This window comes from Parasphingorhabdus sp., assembly GCF_048269865.1.
GTDB lineage: Bacteria > Pseudomonadota > Alphaproteobacteria > Sphingomonadales > Sphingomonadaceae > Parasphingorhabdus.
In genome coordinates this window covers 75,376-92,306 of sequence record NZ_JBLWUA010000004.1, presented here as the reverse complement: position 1 = coordinate 92,306, position 16,931 = coordinate 75,376, and the positions used below count along the sequence as shown (strand labels likewise).

General features: G+C 61.2%; 17 protein-coding genes. 14 read left to right on the top strand and 3 right to left on the bottom strand.

What is annotated here, in order from left to right; genetic code table 11:
* The first annotated feature begins 25 nt into the window (after positions 1-25).
* Positions 26-1,468: a M20/M25/M40 family metallo-hydrolase gene (locus tag ACN0WW_RS06595; RefSeq protein WP_417610659.1), complete on the top strand. Its 1,443-nt coding sequence runs from the start codon at positions 26-28 to the stop codon at positions 1,466-1,468.
* Between the two features lie 18 nt (positions 1,469-1,486).
* On the opposite strand, the gene ACN0WW_RS06590 is transcribed toward ACN0WW_RS06595, so the two are convergent.
* Together ACN0WW_RS06590 and ACN0WW_RS06585 are read right to left on the bottom strand one after the other, a co-directional pair.
* Positions 1,487-2,161 (bottom strand): class I SAM-dependent methyltransferase, encoded by a 675-nt coding sequence (locus ACN0WW_RS06590; protein ID WP_417610657.1) that lies wholly within the window; start codon positions 2,159-2,161, stop codon positions 1,487-1,489.
* Between the two features lie 5 nt (positions 2,162-2,166).
* A complete protein-coding gene (locus tag ACN0WW_RS06585; protein WP_417610655.1) occupies positions 2,167-3,393 on the bottom strand; it encodes a DUF3419 family protein in 1,227 nt (408 codons plus the stop codon).
* A 161-nt stretch (positions 3,394-3,554) separates the two neighbouring features.
* Between ACN0WW_RS06585 and ACN0WW_RS06580 the strand changes: the two genes are divergently transcribed.
* The 10 genes from ACN0WW_RS06580 to ACN0WW_RS06535 all read left to right on the top strand — a co-directional run bounded on the left by ACN0WW_RS06580 (position 3,555) and on the right by ACN0WW_RS06535 (position 12,416).
* Complete coding sequence (locus tag ACN0WW_RS06580; protein ID WP_417610653.1) at positions 3,555-4,796, top strand: putative DNA modification/repair radical SAM protein; 1,242 nt, start codon at positions 3,555-3,557, stop codon at positions 4,794-4,796.
* A gap of 10 nt (positions 4,797-4,806) precedes the next feature.
* The gene (locus tag ACN0WW_RS06575) at positions 4,807-6,306 is read left to right on the top strand and encodes a UdgX family uracil-DNA binding protein (protein WP_417610651.1); all 1,500 of its coding nucleotides are present in this window, start codon (positions 4,807-4,809) and stop codon (positions 6,304-6,306) included.
* Between the two features lie 199 nt (positions 6,307-6,505).
* A complete protein-coding gene (locus ACN0WW_RS06570; RefSeq protein WP_417610649.1) occupies positions 6,506-8,494 on the top strand; it encodes a BCCT family transporter in 1,989 nt (662 codons plus the stop codon).
* Complete coding sequence (locus ACN0WW_RS06565) at positions 8,491-8,673, top strand: type II toxin-antitoxin system CcdA family antitoxin (RefSeq protein ID WP_417610647.1); 183 nt, start codon at positions 8,491-8,493, stop codon at positions 8,671-8,673. The genes ACN0WW_RS06570 and ACN0WW_RS06565 overlap by 4 nt, the downstream gene beginning before the upstream one ends.
* A gap of 37 nt (positions 8,674-8,710) precedes the next feature.
* Positions 8,711-8,971 carry a type II toxin-antitoxin system RelE/ParE family toxin gene (locus tag ACN0WW_RS06560; RefSeq protein ID WP_417610645.1) on the top strand — a complete coding sequence of 87 codons (261 nt, stop codon included), beginning with the start codon at positions 8,711-8,713 and terminating at the stop codon, positions 8,969-8,971.
* Between the two features lie 18 nt (positions 8,972-8,989).
* The gene (locus ACN0WW_RS06555) at positions 8,990-9,292 is read left to right on the top strand and encodes a HigA family addiction module antitoxin (protein WP_417610643.1); all 303 of its coding nucleotides are present in this window, start codon (positions 8,990-8,992) and stop codon (positions 9,290-9,292) included.
* A 227-nt stretch (positions 9,293-9,519) separates the two neighbouring features.
* Positions 9,520-10,827 (top strand): M20/M25/M40 family metallo-hydrolase, encoded by a 1,308-nt coding sequence (locus tag ACN0WW_RS06550; RefSeq protein ID WP_417610641.1) that lies wholly within the window; start codon positions 9,520-9,522, stop codon positions 10,825-10,827.
* Positions 10,828-11,121: 294 nt separating this feature from the next.
* Positions 11,122-11,385 (top strand): type II toxin-antitoxin system CcdA family antitoxin, encoded by a 264-nt coding sequence (locus tag ACN0WW_RS06545; RefSeq protein ID WP_417610639.1) that lies wholly within the window; start codon positions 11,122-11,124, stop codon positions 11,383-11,385.
* Entirely contained in the window at positions 11,372-11,608 is a 237-nt protein-coding gene (locus ACN0WW_RS06540) for a CcdB family protein (RefSeq protein WP_417610637.1), read from the top strand. Before ACN0WW_RS06545 ends, ACN0WW_RS06540 begins: the two co-directional genes overlap by 14 nt.
* Positions 11,609-11,840: 232 nt before the next feature.
* On the top strand, positions 11,841-12,416 hold the full coding sequence (locus ACN0WW_RS06535; RefSeq protein WP_417610635.1) for a hypothetical protein: 576 nt from the start codon (positions 11,841-11,843) through the stop codon (positions 12,414-12,416).
* 602 nt (positions 12,417-13,018) lie between these two features.
* Here ACN0WW_RS06535 and purD read toward each other — a convergent pair.
* The gene (gene purD / locus ACN0WW_RS06530; RefSeq protein WP_417610633.1) at positions 13,019-14,299 is read right to left on the bottom strand and encodes a phosphoribosylamine--glycine ligase; all 1,281 of its coding nucleotides are present in this window, start codon (positions 14,297-14,299) and stop codon (positions 13,019-13,021) included.
* Between purD and xseA the strand changes: the two genes are divergently transcribed.
* The 3 genes from xseA to ACN0WW_RS06515 all read left to right on the top strand — a co-directional run bounded on the left by xseA (position 14,298) and on the right by ACN0WW_RS06515 (position 16,927).
* Positions 14,298-15,764 (top strand): exodeoxyribonuclease VII large subunit, encoded by a 1,467-nt coding sequence (xseA, locus tag ACN0WW_RS06525; protein WP_417610631.1) that lies wholly within the window; start codon positions 14,298-14,300, stop codon positions 15,762-15,764. The genes purD and xseA overlap by 2 nt on opposite strands.
* 84 nt (positions 15,765-15,848) lie before the next feature.
* Entirely contained in the window at positions 15,849-16,058 is a 210-nt protein-coding gene (locus ACN0WW_RS06520; RefSeq protein WP_417610629.1) for a DUF2093 domain-containing protein, read from the top strand.
* Positions 16,058-16,927: a M23 family metallopeptidase gene (locus tag ACN0WW_RS06515; protein WP_417611107.1), complete on the top strand. Its 870-nt coding sequence runs from the start codon at positions 16,058-16,060 to the stop codon at positions 16,925-16,927. Before ACN0WW_RS06520 ends, ACN0WW_RS06515 begins: the two co-directional genes overlap by 1 nt.
* The last annotated feature ends 4 nt before the right edge of the window (positions 16,928-16,931 follow it).

Below are 16,931 nucleotides of genomic sequence, written 5' to 3'. Positions count from 1 at the left end.
TGCGTTTTTTTAGAGGGGGGAACTGATGGTGAAAGCAAACAAGAATTCGCGGAAATGGTCCGGCCGACTGGCTGTCCTGCTGGCGGCCAGCACACTGTCTATCCAACCGGTGCTGGCGCAAGATACCGTCCCTCTGACTCCCGATCAGCAGCTGGCGCGCGATATCTACCGCGATGTGATCGCCTTCCGTACCGCCCGCGGTCAGCAACAGGTGCCAGCGATGGTCGCCTATCTCGTCGACCGGTTCAAACAGGCCGGCTTCAGCGATGATGATATCCAGATCACCGACTATGACAGCGACGGCGAGAAAACTCAGGGCTTGATCGTCACCTACCGGGCGAAGCCGGGCAGCAGCAAGAAGCCGATCGTCCTGCTCGGCCATATGGATGTGGTCGATGCGCTGGCCAAGGACTGGGTGCGCCCGCCGTTCACGCTGACCGAGGAAGAGGGCTATTTCTTCGGCCGCGGCACCGACGACAATAAATATGGCATCACCAATCTGACCGCCACCTTCCTGCGGCTGAAGCAGGAGGGCTGGCAACCGTCGCGCGACTTGGTGCTGGTCTTCTCTGGCGACGAGGAAACCGGCATGGTCTCGACCAAGGCGCAGGCCAAATATGTCGCCGAGAATATCGACCCCGCTTTTGTCCTGAACAGCGACGCCGGCGGGATCGCGCTGGCCGAGGACGGCACGCCGGTTGCCTTTCGCGTACAGTCGGCGGAAAAGACCTTCGCCACCTACGAACTGACCGTAACCAACCCCGGCGGCCACAGCTCACGCCCGCGCTCGGACAATGCCATTTACGAACTGGCCGAGGCGCTGGGCAAGATCGCTGCCTACAAATTCCCGGTGCGGGCCACCGATCTGACCAGAAGCTATTTCGCCACCGCTGGCAAGCTGACACCGGGAGAACTGGGGCAGGCGATGTTGCAGTTCGCGGCGGACCCGTCGGATGAAGCCGCCATTGCCACGCTGCAGGCCAATCCGGAAACCGTCGGTACGCTCGGCACCACCTGTGTCGCGACGATGCTGGCAGCCGGTCATGCCGAAAATGCGCTGCCGCAATCGGCGACCGCCACCGTCAACTGCCGGATTTTCCCGGGCGAGGGTGCGGCGGCGACCGAGGCGAAGCTGAAGGAAGTCATCGGCAATGACGATGTCACGTTCAAGCTGATCACCGATGTCACCGAAAGCCCGGAATCGAAGCTGCGGGACGATGTGAAGGCAGCGCTGCGTTTCAGTCTCGACAAAAGATATCCCGGCATGACGATCCTGCCCTATATGGAATCGGGCGGCACCGACGGCATGCATTACCGCACGCTTGGCTATGACACTGTGGCGCTGTCCGGTGCTGCGATGAAAGCGTCTGACATGTTCGCTCACGGCCTCAACGAACGTCTGCCCGTCGACTCCTTCTATGGCGGTCTGGACCACTGGTACTGGATTTTGAAGAAACTGGCGGAGTGAGAAGGAAATCCCTTCGGATCAGGGCGCAGGCCTGACCACAAAGCGCCAACTATAGCCGCGATATTGGGGGATAAATTCGCTGTGCGTGCCCATCTCCCGATCCAGTTCGACCAGAAAAGAGCGCATTTGCTCGCGCGGCTGGACATGAAATAACGCCAGCCATTGCTGCAGCACGGAACGGAAGCCCGAAGGCAAACGCTCCGCTTGGCCGAAATCGACAATGTGCAATTCACCGCCCGGCTCGAGCAGCGTCAGCGCCTGCCGGATCGCGCTTTGCCAGTCAGGGATCATCGACAGGCAGAAGGACAGGAATATCCGGTCGAATGAGCGGATTTTCAATGGCATTGCCAGCGCCGGATTTTCAGCATCCCCGTGGAACAGCGTGATGCGGTCTTTCATCCTGCTCTGTGCGAGATTCTTCCGCGCGGCCTTCAGCATTTCCGAACTGATATCGAAGCCATAGAGTTCCGCTTCCGGCCAGACCTTCGCCGCCTGCACCAGATTGCGCGCGGTGCCGCAGCCGATTTCCAGTACCCGAGCGCCGGGTGGCGGAGCCAGTGCCGCGATCAGCTCGTCGCGGCCAAGCAAATAATATTTACGGGTCAGATCATAGATGCGGCTCTGGCTGCGATAGACACGGTCCATCAGCTTCGCATGACGCTCGCTTTGGCGCTTGCGCAATATATCTTCCATCAGACTCATTTCAGCCGGTACAAGTGCATCGCGCCATAGATTGCCGAGCGGTCCTTGCGGGTCAGCGTCTGCGACAGGTCCGCGTCATAGTCCCAGGCGGAGAGCAGTTCGTCAGTAACCCGGCCTGGCAGCAATGTCTCCTCAGCGGCGGTCCGGAACAGCACCCGCGCGCCCGGCTTCGCGGTCCGGCCGATTTCGCTCCACAGCCGGTTGAGCTGCTGGTCGGTCATCCAGTCCTGCGCATCCAGCAGCACATAGCGATCCAGCGACCCGGCGTCCTGACTGGCGAGAAATTCGATAAAATTCTGATGCCGTATCTCAAGCTTCTGGCTGCGCTCGCCGAGCCAGGCAAAGCTTGCTTCTTCCAGATAAGGCGGCACCGAGCCCGGCTCCGCGCTCTGATAGGCGCGGCCAAAGGCCTGCTGCGCGAAATAATTGTCGGCGATGGCAAAATCGCAGGCCAGCTTGCGGGTGCGGTCATGGAGCACGTCCGCCATATGGCTTTCGCCAGCCAGCGCCCGATATTGCGCCGGGGGAATGCCCAGGCCAAATAGCGCCATCGGGTTGGAGCAGAGAAAGCGCATCAGCTTTTTCTGAAACAGCGGGCCGATATGCCGGTCGAACAGGTCGATCTGCTCTTCCCGGGTCCGGGCTGTCATCATCAGCGACGGGCGCGCGCCGCCCAGTCGTCCGAGTATATGCACCAGCCCGATGAAATTGCCGAGCAGACCCTTGCGATAGAAGCCCCTGGCAAAGCCGTTGATCCGCCGCTGCCCGAAATGGTCGCGACCGTCCCAATATTTGCGGCTCGCCGCGTCGAGATGCGGCCGCAGCCGGTCGCGATAGACGGCAGGATTGTCCTTGCTGTTCGCCTCGCCGAAGAAGCGGAAAAACGCCCCATGACTGTCCAGCTGCTGCGCCGCCACCGATTTCAGACGGTTCAGCGCGATATGGGCAGTGTTGAGGTCGACTGCGGTGATCTTGGCCGGGTCGGCGCGCAGATAGGAGAGCGCATTGCAGCCGCCGCTGGCGATGGTCACAATATGATGGTCCGGCCCTATATCAAGCGCCTCCATATCGGCGACCGGGTCTTCCCAGATCTGCGGATAAACAAGCCCCCGGAACATCAGCGAGAAAGCGCGCTCCAGCAGCCCCGCCTTGCTGCCGCGATTGGGCAGGATCGCATCGTTCAATATGGTGGACTGTTTCACAGAACCCGCGTGCACACTCATGACATCTCTCCGGTTGCCTGATGGATTGCCGGGGACTTAGGTGGCTGCGGTGACGCGGGCATGACGGGCATATGACAAGTTTGCGACGGGCTGTGCCGTATCCGGTCAGCACGCTAACCTAGGTTATTGAACAAATCAGGAACATCACCTAGTCAGGGCCGATGTCCAAGCTCTCCCGATCCGAAAAACTGGCGATTCTGGCGGATGCCGCCAAATATGACGCCTCCTGCGCTTCCAGCGGCTCGGTGAAACGAAATTCGCTGAAATCCGGCGGCGTCGGCTCGACCGGCGGCATGGGCATCTGTCACAGCTATGCCCCCGACGGCCGCTGCATCTCGCTGCTCAAGATCCTGATGACCAACTATTGCATGTTCGACTGTCTCTATTGCATCAACCGCTCGTCGAGCAATGTCCGCCGCGCGGCCTTCACCGTGCAGGAAATTGTCGACCTGACGCTAGATTTCTACAAGCGCAACTATATCGAGGGCCTTTTCCTCTCCTCCGGCATCATCCGCAGCCCCGACTATACCATGGAGCAGCTGGTCGAGGTCGCCCGCCGCTTGCGGGTGGTGCACCGCTTCGGCGGCTATATCCATCTCAAGACGATCCCCGAGGCTGACCCCGATCTGCTGAAACGCGCCGGCCAATATGCCGACCGGCTGTCGATCAATATCGAACTGCCCGATGACGCGTCGATCACCCGACTGGCGCCGGAAAAGGACGGCACGTTGATCCGCAAGACCATGGCCAATCTCGGCCGGCAGGTGAGTGAAGCGAAGGCGGAACGCAAGAGCTCGCGCAAGGCGCCGCTCTTCTCGCCCGCCGGCCACAGCACGCAGATGATCATCGGCGCTGACGCCTCCGACGACACGAAGATTCTGACCACCAGCAATGGTCTCTACGGAAGCTATGGCGTCAAGCGGGTCTATTATTCCGCCTTCAGCCCGATCCCAGATGCGAGCAGCACGCTGCCGGTGCAGGCGCCGCCCCTGATGCGCGAGCATCGGCTCTATCAGGCCGACTGGCTGCTGCGCTTTTACGGTTTTTCGGTCAGCGAGATCATGCAGGGCGGCACTGCCGGCCAGCTCGACCTGACGATCGACCCGAAACTTGCCTGGGCGCTGCGGAACCGCGCGTGCTTTCCGCTCGACATCAATCGCGCTGACAGGGAAAGCCTGCTGCGCGTTCCCGGTCTCGGGGGCAAGGGCGTCGGCAAGATATTGCAGGCACGGCGCTATTCGGCGCTGCGGCTGGCCGATCTGGAGCGCATCTGCCAGTCGGTGAAAAAGATATTGCCCTTCATCACCGCCGCCGACTGGCACCCCGGCAAGCAGCTCGATTCCCTGAGCCTCTACGACCGCCTGAAACCGCCGCCCGAACAGCTCGATCTGTTCGCCGCTTAGGAACGAGCGGATGGCGGCAGCGACTCTGGACAGCAATTCGCACTCCAACCGCGATTATCGCATATCGCTGGCAAGCGAGGTCGATATCGATGGCTGGCGCAACCATGCGCGGGCGCTGCTGCAGGTCGGTGTCCCGCCCGATCGCGTGACCTGGACGGTGGCGGGCCGCACCGATAGCGGGCAACTGGACCTGCCGGGAGCGGCAGCGGCGTCAGCACCGCCCGAACATAATAGAGACCGCCCGCTTTCACCCATCCGCATCGCCAAGCCGCTGCTGGCGCTGATCAACACGAGCTTGCTGCACCGGAACGAAGATCGCTTCGATCTCGCCTACCGGCTGCTCTGCCGCGCGGAGTCGGTGCCGCGTCTGCATGACAATCCCGCCGATCCGGACGTGCTGCAACTCAATCGCTACGCCAAGGCGATCCGCCGCGACATCCACAAGATGCACGCCTTCGTCCGCTTCCGCAAAATCGGCGAAGGCAAGGGCCGCGAGCAATTTGTCGCCTGGTTCGAGCCCGACCATCATATCACCGCTGCCGTCGCACCCTTTTTCCGCAACCGCTTCACCGGCATGGACTGGCTGATCGTCACGCCTGAAGCGAGCATCGCCTGGGATGGCCAGACTCTGGCCGTCGGCCCCGGCGGCCGCAAGGAGGACGTGCCGCAAGAGGATATGGTCGAGGCGGAATGGCGTACCTATTACACCCATATTTTCAACCCGGCCCGCGTCAAGATCGCCGCGATGAAGTCGGAAATGCCGATGAAATACTGGAAGAACCTGCCGGAAGCGGAGCTTATACCCTCGATGCTGGACGGTGCTTCGGCGCGCGTCGACGCGATGGTGGCGCAGCCGCAGGACAGCCTGCCGCTGGCCGACGCCGCGACCCTGTCCGTTGCCGAACCGCCATCCTCGCTCGATCAGCTCTACCACCGGCTGGAGCGGGCGAGCGACGCGCCGCGCCAGAATTTCTCAGACCGGCTGGTGCGCGGGGCAGGGCCGCCGGATGCCCGGATCATGATCATCGGCGAGCAGCCCGGCGACCAGGAGGACCGGCAGGGTCAGCCCTTTGTCGGCCCGGCCGGCCAGCTGCTTGACCGGTCGCTCGCCGAGGCCGGGCTCGACCGTCAGCAGCTCTTCCTGACCAACGCCGTCAAACGGTTCAAATATCGGCAAAGCGGCAAACGACGCATCCACGAGACGCCCAATGTCGGCGAGATCAACTATTACCGCTGGTGGGTCGAACAGGAAATCCGGCTGGTCTCACCCCGGATCGTCATCGCCCTCGGTGCCACCGCTGCCCGCTGCCTGACCGGCCAGCCGGTCAAGATCGCCCGCCACCGCAGCGAAATCCTGCCGTTCGCGGACGACCGCTCGCTGCTGATCACCGTCCACCCCTCCTATCTGCTGCGCATTCCCGATGAACAGGGGCGACAGGTCGAATATGCAAAATTTGTGCGGGATCTGGCCTTGGTGCGGCACGCCTCGGTCAACCGCGATCTTGCGTGAAACTGCGGCGCGCAACCGCTGCCTCGCACCCAGAAATGATAGTGACGGCGTCCGCTTTCCTATGTACGGCGCGCCGAGACACTGGCAAAATCCGGTGCCTCCGGCTACACATGGCGGCTCCGGCTAAAGATATCGCCAGCCAGTAGCGCGCTGCTGCGTTGCCCCAGAGCCAGACGACCGCAAACAACAGGAGAAATTTTTGTCTGATCCCTTAACGAATGAGGTCGCCCCGAAAGAAGACAACGCACGTATTAAAGTCAATCCACCGGTATTTTTCATATCAGCCGGGCTGATCCTGGCATTCGTGCTGTTCGGCGCTCTTCTGCCTGAGCGGTCAGGCCTGGTGTTCGGTCAGATACAGGCGCTCGTGGTGCAGGATTTCGGCTGGCTCTACGTGGCGGCGGTGGCCGGATTTCTGGTCTTTGTCATCTATCTAATGCTCAGTAGGCACGGCGAGATCAAGCTCGGACCGGACGACAGCGAGCCGGACTATAGCTATATCTCCTGGTTCGCCATGCTGTTCAGCGCCGGCATGGGCATTGGTCTGGTGTTCTTCGGCGTCGCCGAACCGATCCAGCATTATGCCAATCCGCCGGTCGGCGTGGGCGGCACTGCCGACGCGGCGCGGCGGGCGATGACGCTGACTTTCTTCCACTGGGGCCTGCATGGCTGGGCGATCTATATTATCGTCGGCATGTCGCTCGCCTATTTCTCCTACCGCCGCGGCCTGCCACTGACCATCCGCTCGGCGCTCTATCCGCTGATCGGCAAGCGCATCTACGGTCCGATCGGGCATGCGATCGACATTTTTGCTGTTCTCGGCACGATCTTCGGGGTGGCGACGTCGCTCGGCCTCGGCGTGCTGCAGGTCAATGCCGGGTTCAATTACCTATTCGACGCGCCGGTCAACAGCTCGGTACAATTGATGCTGATCGCGTCGATCACCCTGCTGGCGACCATGTCGGTGTTTCTCGGGCTCGACCGGGGCGTGAAGCGGCTCTCCGAGATCAATATCATCTTGGCCATATTGCTGCTCCTCTTCGTGTTGTCCGTCGGCTCCACGGTGTTTCTGCTGCAGGCGTTCGTCCAGAATGTCGGCACCTATCTCGGTGCAATCGTCAATCGCACTTTTCGCATGTACGCCTATGAGCCCAATCCTTGGCTGGCCGACTGGACTCTGTTCTACTGGGGCTGGTGGGTCTCCTGGTCGCCCTTTGTCGGCATGTTTATCGCCCGCATTTCGCGCGGGCGCACGATTCGCGAATTTATCGGCGGTGTCCTGCTGGTGCCGGTGCTGTTCACCTTCTTGTGGATGACCGTGTTCGGCAATACCGCCATCGATCTCGACATGAGCGGCGCTGCGCCGATCGCGCAAACCGTAGCTAACAATCTGCCCGTAGCGCTGTTCGAGACGCTCGCGGCGCTACCGCTTAGCGCCATCACCTCGCTCATCGCGACGCTGCTGGTGATCACCTTCTTCATCACCTCGGCCGACTCCGGCGCGCTGGTGATCGACATGATCACTTCCGGCGGAGCAGAAAATCCGCCGGTATGGCAGCGGATATTCTGGGCGGTATGTGCAGGCGTCATCGCGTCGGTGCTGCTGGTCGCTGGCGGACTGGAAGCGCTGCAGGCAGCCGTCATCACCAGCGCGCTGCCGTTCACGGTGATCCTGATCTTCATCTGCTACGGCCTCTTCCGGGCCTTGCAGATGGAGCAGCAGGACGCGTCGGGCGACCTGTCGATGGCCGAATCCGCGCCTCCCGAGCCGGAGCGCAGCTGGCAGCAGCGACTGACCTCGATCGTGCATCAGTTCGGAAAGTCCGATATCGAGAAATTCCTCGCGACGACCGCACGACCGGCGCTGGAGGCCTTTTCCGACGAGATGCGGGACAGCGGCTTTGCCCCCGAACTTGTCGATGACAGCGACGGCCTCCGTCTCACGGTGCCCCATGGCGAGCGCGGCAGTTTCCGGTATTCAATCCGCAGCCGTCCGTTTTTGGCACCGAGTTTCGTCTGGGCGGAAACCCGCAAGACCCAGGAAGCTGAGCCCCGCCATTTCCGCGCCATGGCCCGCACCACGGAAGGCGAGACACCGCACGACGTGACCGGTTTCAGCCACGACCAGCTGATCAACGACCTCCTCAACCGCTACGCCCGCTTCCGACATACACGGCGGTTGTCGTGACGCTGGGAAACGCAGCGATCAGGCAGTCCCAGGAAGACAAGTGGCTGGCTGAAAATCAGGCGGCAATCGCCGCCCACAATGAACGGGTCGCAGAGAGCGGCCCTCTGCTGATCCCCGATTGGGCCGACGACAAATGCGTTTTTGTCGCCTGTTGCGCAACAGACACTATTTTGCTATAAGCCGTGAATGGAGATTCGGAATATCCGGCACAAAGGTATGCGCAACCTGGTTGAAAAAGACAATGCGAAGGGGCTGGCTCCGCAATATATTCCAAAGATCCGGGCGATCATGGCTTTCCTGATCGACATGGAAGACATTGAGGAAATCTATAATCTGCAGAAGTTTAAACCGCATTTGCTCGGCGGCGACAGGGCAGGGACCTATAGCCTGTCCGTGACACCCAATTGGCGGATCACGTTCCAATATGACGACAAAACAGACGAGCTGTTTGATGTCGATTATGAAGATTATCATTAGGAAAAGGAAAGGGAAAGCATGGCGATCAAAATAGGCATGAAGCCGGTCCATCCGGGCGAATTTATCCGGCAGGCGATCCTGCCAGACGAGCTGACCGTGACTGATGCAGCGAAAATATTGGGCGTCGGACGTCCGGCCCTGTCAACATTGCTGAACGGCAAGGCTTCGCTGTCGCCCGAAATGGCGCTGCGGGTGGAGAAAGCCTTTGGCGTGAAGATGGACACGTTGCTGCGGATGCAGGCGCGCTTTGACGCGGCCCAGATGCGGGAGCGGGCGGGGTCGATAGCGGTGAAGGCTTTCCGATATGAGGATGCGGCTTGAACGGTGAGAGTGTAATTCCATCGGAATTCCCGAATGAAGCTGACATTGCCCTAATGCAAAAATTCCACTGTCGCCCCAACCCAGCAAGTTGGGACGGATTGCCTGGGATGTGACCGAGCTTTGTGTGATGGGTACCATCCACAGATCACCCCTTGCGGTTGAACGCTGGGCCGCTAATTTCGACCATTAATACAAACATCCATGACCGAATAGAAAAGGCCTCCAAAATGTTCGCGATACTGAAAGCCGCCACGACCGCCTGCCTGCTGCTCGCGACAATTGCGGTCCCGATCACGGGCGCCAGCGCCAATGACAAGTCCATTCTCGATGCCGTCGCTGCCAATGGGGCAGAGCAGCTGCAATTGCTCGAAGCGACGGTCAACCAGAATTCCGGGTCGCTCAATGTCGAAGGAGTCCGCAAGGTCGGCGAAATCTACCGGCGCGAACTGGAGGAAATGGGTTTTGCGGTTCGCTGGGTCGACATGCCGGAATCGATGGCGCGCGGCGGTCATCTGGTCGCCGAACGGGATTTTGGCGCGGGTCCCAACCTCCTGCTGATCGGCCATCTAGACACGGTCTTCGAACCCGACAGCCCGTTCCAGCGTTTCGAGCGCGATGGCGACAAGCTGCGCGGCCCTGGCGTCTCTGACATGAAGGGTGGCAATGCGGTGGTCATCTATGCCGTGCGGGCGCTGATCGATGCGGATGCGATCAAGGGCGGCAAGCTGACGATATTTTTCACCGGCGATGAGGAAAGCACCGGTACGCCGCTCGCCGAGGCGCGCAAGGACCTGATCGCGGCGGGCAAAGCCGCAGACTATGCGCTCAATTTTGAAGGCGGCAGCCCCGGATGGGCCGTGGTTGGGCGGCGCGGTTCCTCGAATTGGAAGCTCGAGGTAACGGGAAAGCGCGCTCATTCTTCAGGGATTTTCAGCGATGATAGCGGTGCCGGCGCCGCTTTCGAAATGGCGCGCATATTGAACCGCTTCTACGGCGAGGTACGCGGACCGTTCGGATTGACCTTCAATCCCGGCATGGTCGCGGCAGGATCGGCGATCACCCCCGTTGGCAGCGCCGGAGCGGTAACGGTCAGCGGCAAGGATAATGTGATCGCCGAAACCGCGATCGCTTCGGGCGGTCTGCGCTTCATGAACGAGGCGCAATTGCGCGCTGCAGAAAACCTGATGCGCGGGATTGTCGAAGACAGCCTGCCGCAGACCAAGGCGACCATCACCTTCGAGGACCGATATCCCGCGATGGAATTGACCGAGGCGAACAAAGCGCTGCTCGACCGGCTCAACGCCGTGCACGCGCGTCTCGCCCTCGAACCCGCTCAGCCCTCCCCTCCGGAAGGCCGCGGTGCCGCGGACATTAGCTTCGTCGCCCCCTATGTCGCCAGCATGGACGGCCTCGGCGTCTCAGGCACCGGTGCGCACACCGTCAACGAAGATATGGACCTGAACAGCCTCCAGCAAGCGACGCAACGCACCGCCTTGCTGGTCGCAGATTTGCTGGCGAGCGATCCGGTGAAGTAATGAGCTCCCTCTCCCCTAGGGGAGAGGGATGAGCAGACTTGGCAGCTTGCTGCCTAGTCGGAGCTGGGTGAGGGTGTACTGCACCATCGTTGCCGAGCAACCCACCACCGGAACACCCTCATCCAACTACATCTAGCCGCCTGCGCTGGCGCTCCGGCGGCAAGATTTCGTATCCTTCTCCCTCACGGGAGAAGGTGGAAAACCTCCTCACAACCCGTAACTTCAACACCCCGGGATTGTGCGGCGACTGATATGCGCATAAAACATGCACATAGATAGCCAGAGCAGCTTCCGATGTCCGCAACCACCCGTCGACAAGACTCGAAACGGCGGCCGATAAACCTGACCATCCGCGAAGATATATTGAGCGAAGCCAAGCAGCTGAAGCTGAACGCCTCAAAGGCGGCGGAGGCGGGTATCGAAGCGGCGATCAAGCAGGCGCGGGAAGAAAACTGGCGGGCGGAAAATCGCGAAGCGATAGCCGTCCATAACCAGCGCGTGGCGGAGAGCGGGCCATTGCTCGTTCCTGAATGGGCCGAAGACAATGGCGCGCTTTGATGTCTATGCGCTAGACCGCAGCGACATACCTTATGTGCTGGAGGTGCAGGCCGACCTGCTCTCCGATCTGGCCAGCTTGGTGGTGGTCCCGCTGGTCCCGGCGGACACCGCCAGGGCCGAAACGATGCGCAAGCTGAAACCGGTAATCACCATCAAGGGCGAGGACTTCTGCCTGATGACCACCGACATCGGCACATTGCGCCGCTGGGCAAGCCGGTGGTGAATGTGGAGGAGCCATATCGCGCGGTGGTTGTCGATGCGCTGGATTTTTTGTTTCAGGGGTTTTGAGTAGTGAGGCCGGTGCGGCAAAGTAAACTAGTACATTGTCGCCACGATCCCTGTATGGGTGGGTTTTATATCGTTTCGGGCACCAGTAACCGAGGATTCTTGTTCCATTTAGGTCCCGATCCTATAATCCTTATATATATTGTTCATGATTTACAGGAGCCCTTAGCATGTTCGACGATTTGCCGAAATCGAAATTCGACATAGTTGACGCGGAGGGTAAAATCCGCAGTCAGGTTGATGCCATAGCGACGGGGAAGAAAATCATTGTCCCTGACGAGACCGTGATTATTCAAACGGGCGATGAAATGCGCCGGAGATTGCCGAACGGCACAGACGAGACGTTTGAGGTTGTTGATCCGGTTTACTTCCAAAAGACGTTTGGCTTGCCTGGACATTTTCAAGTTGAGGTTAGAAAAAAGGGGATGTTCCCGCACGGCACTGGCGGCAACTACACGATTAGCGTTACTGGCACCAACTCCCGAGTAAATATTGCATCAAGCGATCTTTCCACCAACGTCGCTATCGACAAAAGTGTCTTCTCTCATATTCGGGAAACGCTGAAAAACAAGGTTGATGATGAGACCGAGCGTGCGGCACTGCTTGCGGCTTTGCAGCGCGTAGAGGCTGCAGGGGACGAAAACGAACTCGGATCGGCATATCAAACCTTTATCGCAGCAGCTGCGAACCACATGACAGTTATCGCACCGTTTCTTCCTGCTCTCGGCCAGATGTTTGGGCGTTAAAACCAAACTTACGCTGTCTGTTTAACAAATACACCAATCCCCTCTCCCTCAAGGGAGAGGGATGAGCAGACTTGGCAGCTTGCTGCCTAGTCGAAGCTGGGTGAGGGTGTACTGACCGGTGTGGCAGAGCAACCGACCAGCAGAACACCCTCATCCAACTGCGCCTAGCCGCCTTCGCCACGGCTTCGGCGGAAAGGCTCCGTATCCTTCTCCCTCACGGGAGAAGGTGGGAAAAGCGCTGTCCTACAACTGGCTCAATGCGCTATTATCGCACCGGCTTCGCGCCATGCGCGGGGCAGGCTCTTTGACAATCTGGATATTATAGCGGCGCTGGCGGCTGGGCGCATGGATCTGCCGGACCGGTTTGGGCGGCAATCTGGAAGGTTACACTCGTCGGCCGGTTGTTTCCCTACAAAGCTGAGAACTCTGAGGGCTGGGGGCAAAGGTTATAGAAAATAATAGCGGAGGTTTCTGTCAAGTTTACGGCGCGACGCAAAAATGGTCAGGCTCACACAAAGACACAAAGCACAATCCCTTTGCGCCTTCGCGGCTTCGCGTGAGTCCAATAAACCCGCCCGCCGCGAACAGACCGCCGCAAAAACTTACTCGCCCGCTTCCCGCGCCACCTCGCGCCAGCCGATATCGCGCCGACAGAACCCGCTTGCGAACTCAATCTGGTCGACCGCCGCATAGGCCTTGGCCTGCGCCTCGGTGGCATTCTCCCCCAGCGCCGTAACATTGAGCACGCGGCCGCCATTGGCGACCAGCGAGCCGTCGACCTCGGCGGTCCCGGCATGGAAGATCTTCGCGCCCTCGCGCTCGGCCCGGGCCAGATTCTGGATCTTGCCGCCTTTCTCGGGCGTTGCCGGATAGCCCTTTGCGGCCATGACCACGGTCAGCGCGGTCTCCGGCGCAAAGGCGGGCGCACTGGTCTGGGCAAGATCGCCCTTGGCGGTGCGCATCATCAGCTTGGCGAGATCGTCCTCGAGCCGCATCATCAGCACCTGGCATTCGGGATCACCAAAACGGGCGTTATATTCGATCAGCTGCGGCCCGGTTTCGGTCAGCATCAGCCCGGCGAACAATACGCCGCTGTACGGTGTGCCCTCGGCGGCCATGGTGGTGACGGTCGGGCGGATGATCTCGTCCATCACCCGCTGCTGCAACTCGGGGGTTAGCACGGGGGCAGGGCTATAGGCGCCCATGCCGCCGGTATTCGGCCCAACGTCGCCATCGCCGACCCTTTTGTGGTCCTGCGCGGTGCCGAAGGGCACGACATTCTCGCCGTCGGTGATCGCAAAGAAGCTCGCTTCCTCGCCGGTCAGAAATTCCTCGATCACCACCGCAGCGCCGGCTTCGCCAAAGCTGCCGTCGAACATGTCGGTGATCGCGGCTTCGGCCTCGGCGCGGGTCTCGGCGATGATCACGCCCTTGCCGGCAGCCAGCCCATCGGCCTTGATCACCACCGGTATGGCAAAGCCGCCGAGCGCGGCCAGCGCATCGGCGGCGCTGGTGGCGCGGACGTAACCCGCCGTCGGGATATTGGCGCGGGCGCACAGATCCTTGGTAAATCCCTTCGAGCCTTCCAGCTGCGCCGCCGTCTTGTCCGGGCCGAAGACGAAAATCTCGGCGATCCGCAGGCTTTCGGCGAGGCCATCGACCAGCGGCGCTTCCGGCCCGACCACGACCAGATCAATATCATGCTCACCGCAGAACAGGATCACTTCGCCGTGATCGGTGACGTCCAGTGCGACCAGCTCGGCATGCTGGGCGATGCCGGGATTGCCGGGCGTCGCATAGAGTTTCTCGAGCGAAGGGGATTGCGCCAGCTTCCACGCCAAGGCATGTTCGCGGCCACCCGAACCGATCAACAGGATATTCATGGACGATTCCCTTTTACTAGACGCGAAGCTCCTAGCCGAGAGCGGGCAGGGTGACAACGCCCCGCCTTTGTCGGTCTCGGAAATATCCGGCGCGCTCAAGCGGGTGGTCGAGGACCGCTTCGGCTATGTCCGGATTCGCGGCGAAATCTCGGGCTTCAAGCGCGCCGCCTCGGGCCATGTCTATCTCGCGCTGAAGGACGAAAAGGCGGTGATCGACGGGGTGATGTGGAAAGGCAATGCCGGACGGCTGCCGTTCCGCCCCGAAGACGGTATCGAGGTCGTGGTGTCGGGCAAGCTCACGACCTATCCGGGCCGCTCGAAATATCAGATCGTCATCGACAAGATGGAGCTGGCCGGCGAGGGCGCGCTGATGGCGCTGTTCGAAAAGCTCAAGGCCAAGCTGCTCGCCGAGGGCCTGTTCGACCAGGAGCGCAAGAAACGCATTCCCTTCCTGCCGAAGACCATCGGGGTCGTCACCTCGCCCACCGGTTCGGTGATCCGCGACATTCTCCACCGGCTCGCCGACCGCTTTCCCAGCCATGTCATCGTCTGGCCGGTGCTGGTCCAGGGCGAGGGCGCGGCGAAACAGATTGCACATGCCATTCGCGGCTTCTCCGATATCGCGCCGGGTGGTCCGGTGGCGCGGCCCGATCTGGTGATCGTGGCGCGCGGCGGCGGTTCGATCGAGGATCTGTGGAGCTTCAACGAGGAGATCGTGGTGCGGGCGGTTGCCGATTGTTCGATTCCGGTCATCTCCGCAGTCGGCCATGAAACCGATACAACGCTATGCGATTTCGCTGCCGACCTGCGCGCGCCGACTCCGACCGCCGCGGCGGAAATGGCGGTGCCGGTGCGGACCGAATGGCTGGTGTCGCTTGGTGAGGCGAAGTCGCGCATGGCCCGAGCGGTGCAGCGCGGCCTGCTGACGGCGCAGGAGCGGCTGGAGACACAGCGGCGGGTGATGCCGGCGCTCGCCGATCTGCTGCGCCCGCACCAGCAGCGGGTCGACGAGATCTCGGAACGGATGAAATATGGCATGAGCCAGAATATCGGCCATGCCCGCAGCCGCTTCGCCAGCAGCGCCGGTGCGCTTCGGCCGTCGATCCTGAACCAGCGCCTGGCGCGGTCGCAGGAGCAGTTCCGCCGCCTCGAACTGCCGGTTTCGCTGGTGCAGCGCCCGCTCAGCGACGCGCAGCAGCGGCTCGACGCTCTGTGGCGGCTGGCGCAGCAGGTCTCGCCCGACGGCCCGCTCAAGCGCGGCTATGCGCGGGTGTCCGCCGCCGATGGCACTCTGGTCGGTAGTCGCAAGGCCGCGGCCGCCAGCGGCAGTCTCAACCTGCATTTTGCCGACGGCACCATCGGCGCGCAGGTTGCCGACTCGCGCCCGGTCGCCAAAGCCGCGCCGAAAAGCCCGTCGAGCCGCAACAAAAAACCGGCGGATGACAGGCAGCAGGATTTATTCTAGGGAAATCCGCGATATATTGGATCGGGCGACGATTGCAGAGCCCGGTAAATCGCAGGTAAAGGCTTGAAGGAGTATAAGCGTCCCATGTTAATGTCCAATCGCAACAAGGTAGCAAAGCTGCACTATATGCCGAACGGCTTCCGGCCGCTGACGGCGGGGGACCATGTCCTGTGCGCCGTGACCGGTGAAGCGATCCCGCTCGACGAACTCCGCTACTGGAGCGTCGAGAAGCAGGAACCTTATGCCAGCGCGCAGATTTCCGCGCGCGCGCATTTGCCCGAAGGCGAACAGTGATCCGTTCTTTCAAAATAGCCGCTGGTGCGCTGACCCTGGCCGCAGCGGCTTTACCCGCGACGCTGGTACAGGCCGAAACGGACGAGGCTGAAGAGTCGGCATTCCGCGAAGCGGTCAAGTTCGGCTTCACAGGCGAAGCGATCCAGGGCGGCGTGATGATCGGGGACGCACCGGCCGGCACCCGCAGTCTGACCTTCGATGGTGAGGCGATCCCGGTCGACGAGGACGGCAAGTTCATCATCGCTTTCAACCGCGATGCCGGTCAGGCCGCAAATCTCGTGGCGACGCTGGACAATGGCGAGACGGTCCGCAAGTTCATCAATATCGCGCCGCGCAAATGGCAGATCGAACATGTCAGCATCAACCGGCGGGCCAGAACCCGCAGCGCGGCCTTCATGGCGCGGCGCGGTCCGGAGCTGGAGCAAATCCACGCCGCCCGCGCGGTCCACAGCGGCAGCAAGGGCTGGCGGCAGAATTTCGTCTGGCCGGCAAAGGGCAGGATATCCGGACAATTCGGTTCCCAGCGCATCTATAATGGCGACCCCGGCAGCTATCACAGCGGCATCGATATCGCCGCGCCAACCGGCACTTATTATGTAGCCCCTGCCGACGGTGTCGTGACGCTGGCTGCATCCAGCCCGTTTACGCTGGAAGGCAATCTGCTGATGATCGACCATGGCATGGGCCTGAACAGCGCCTTTCTCCACAGTTCCGAGATCTTGGTGAAAGAGGGCCAGCATGTGAAGCGCGGCGAACCGATCGGCCGCATCGGCTCAACCGGCAGTGCCACTGGCCCGCATCTTCATTGGTCAATGAAATGGAACGACGCCCGCATCGACCCGATCCTGCTGACCGGGCCGATGGAGTAGCGAG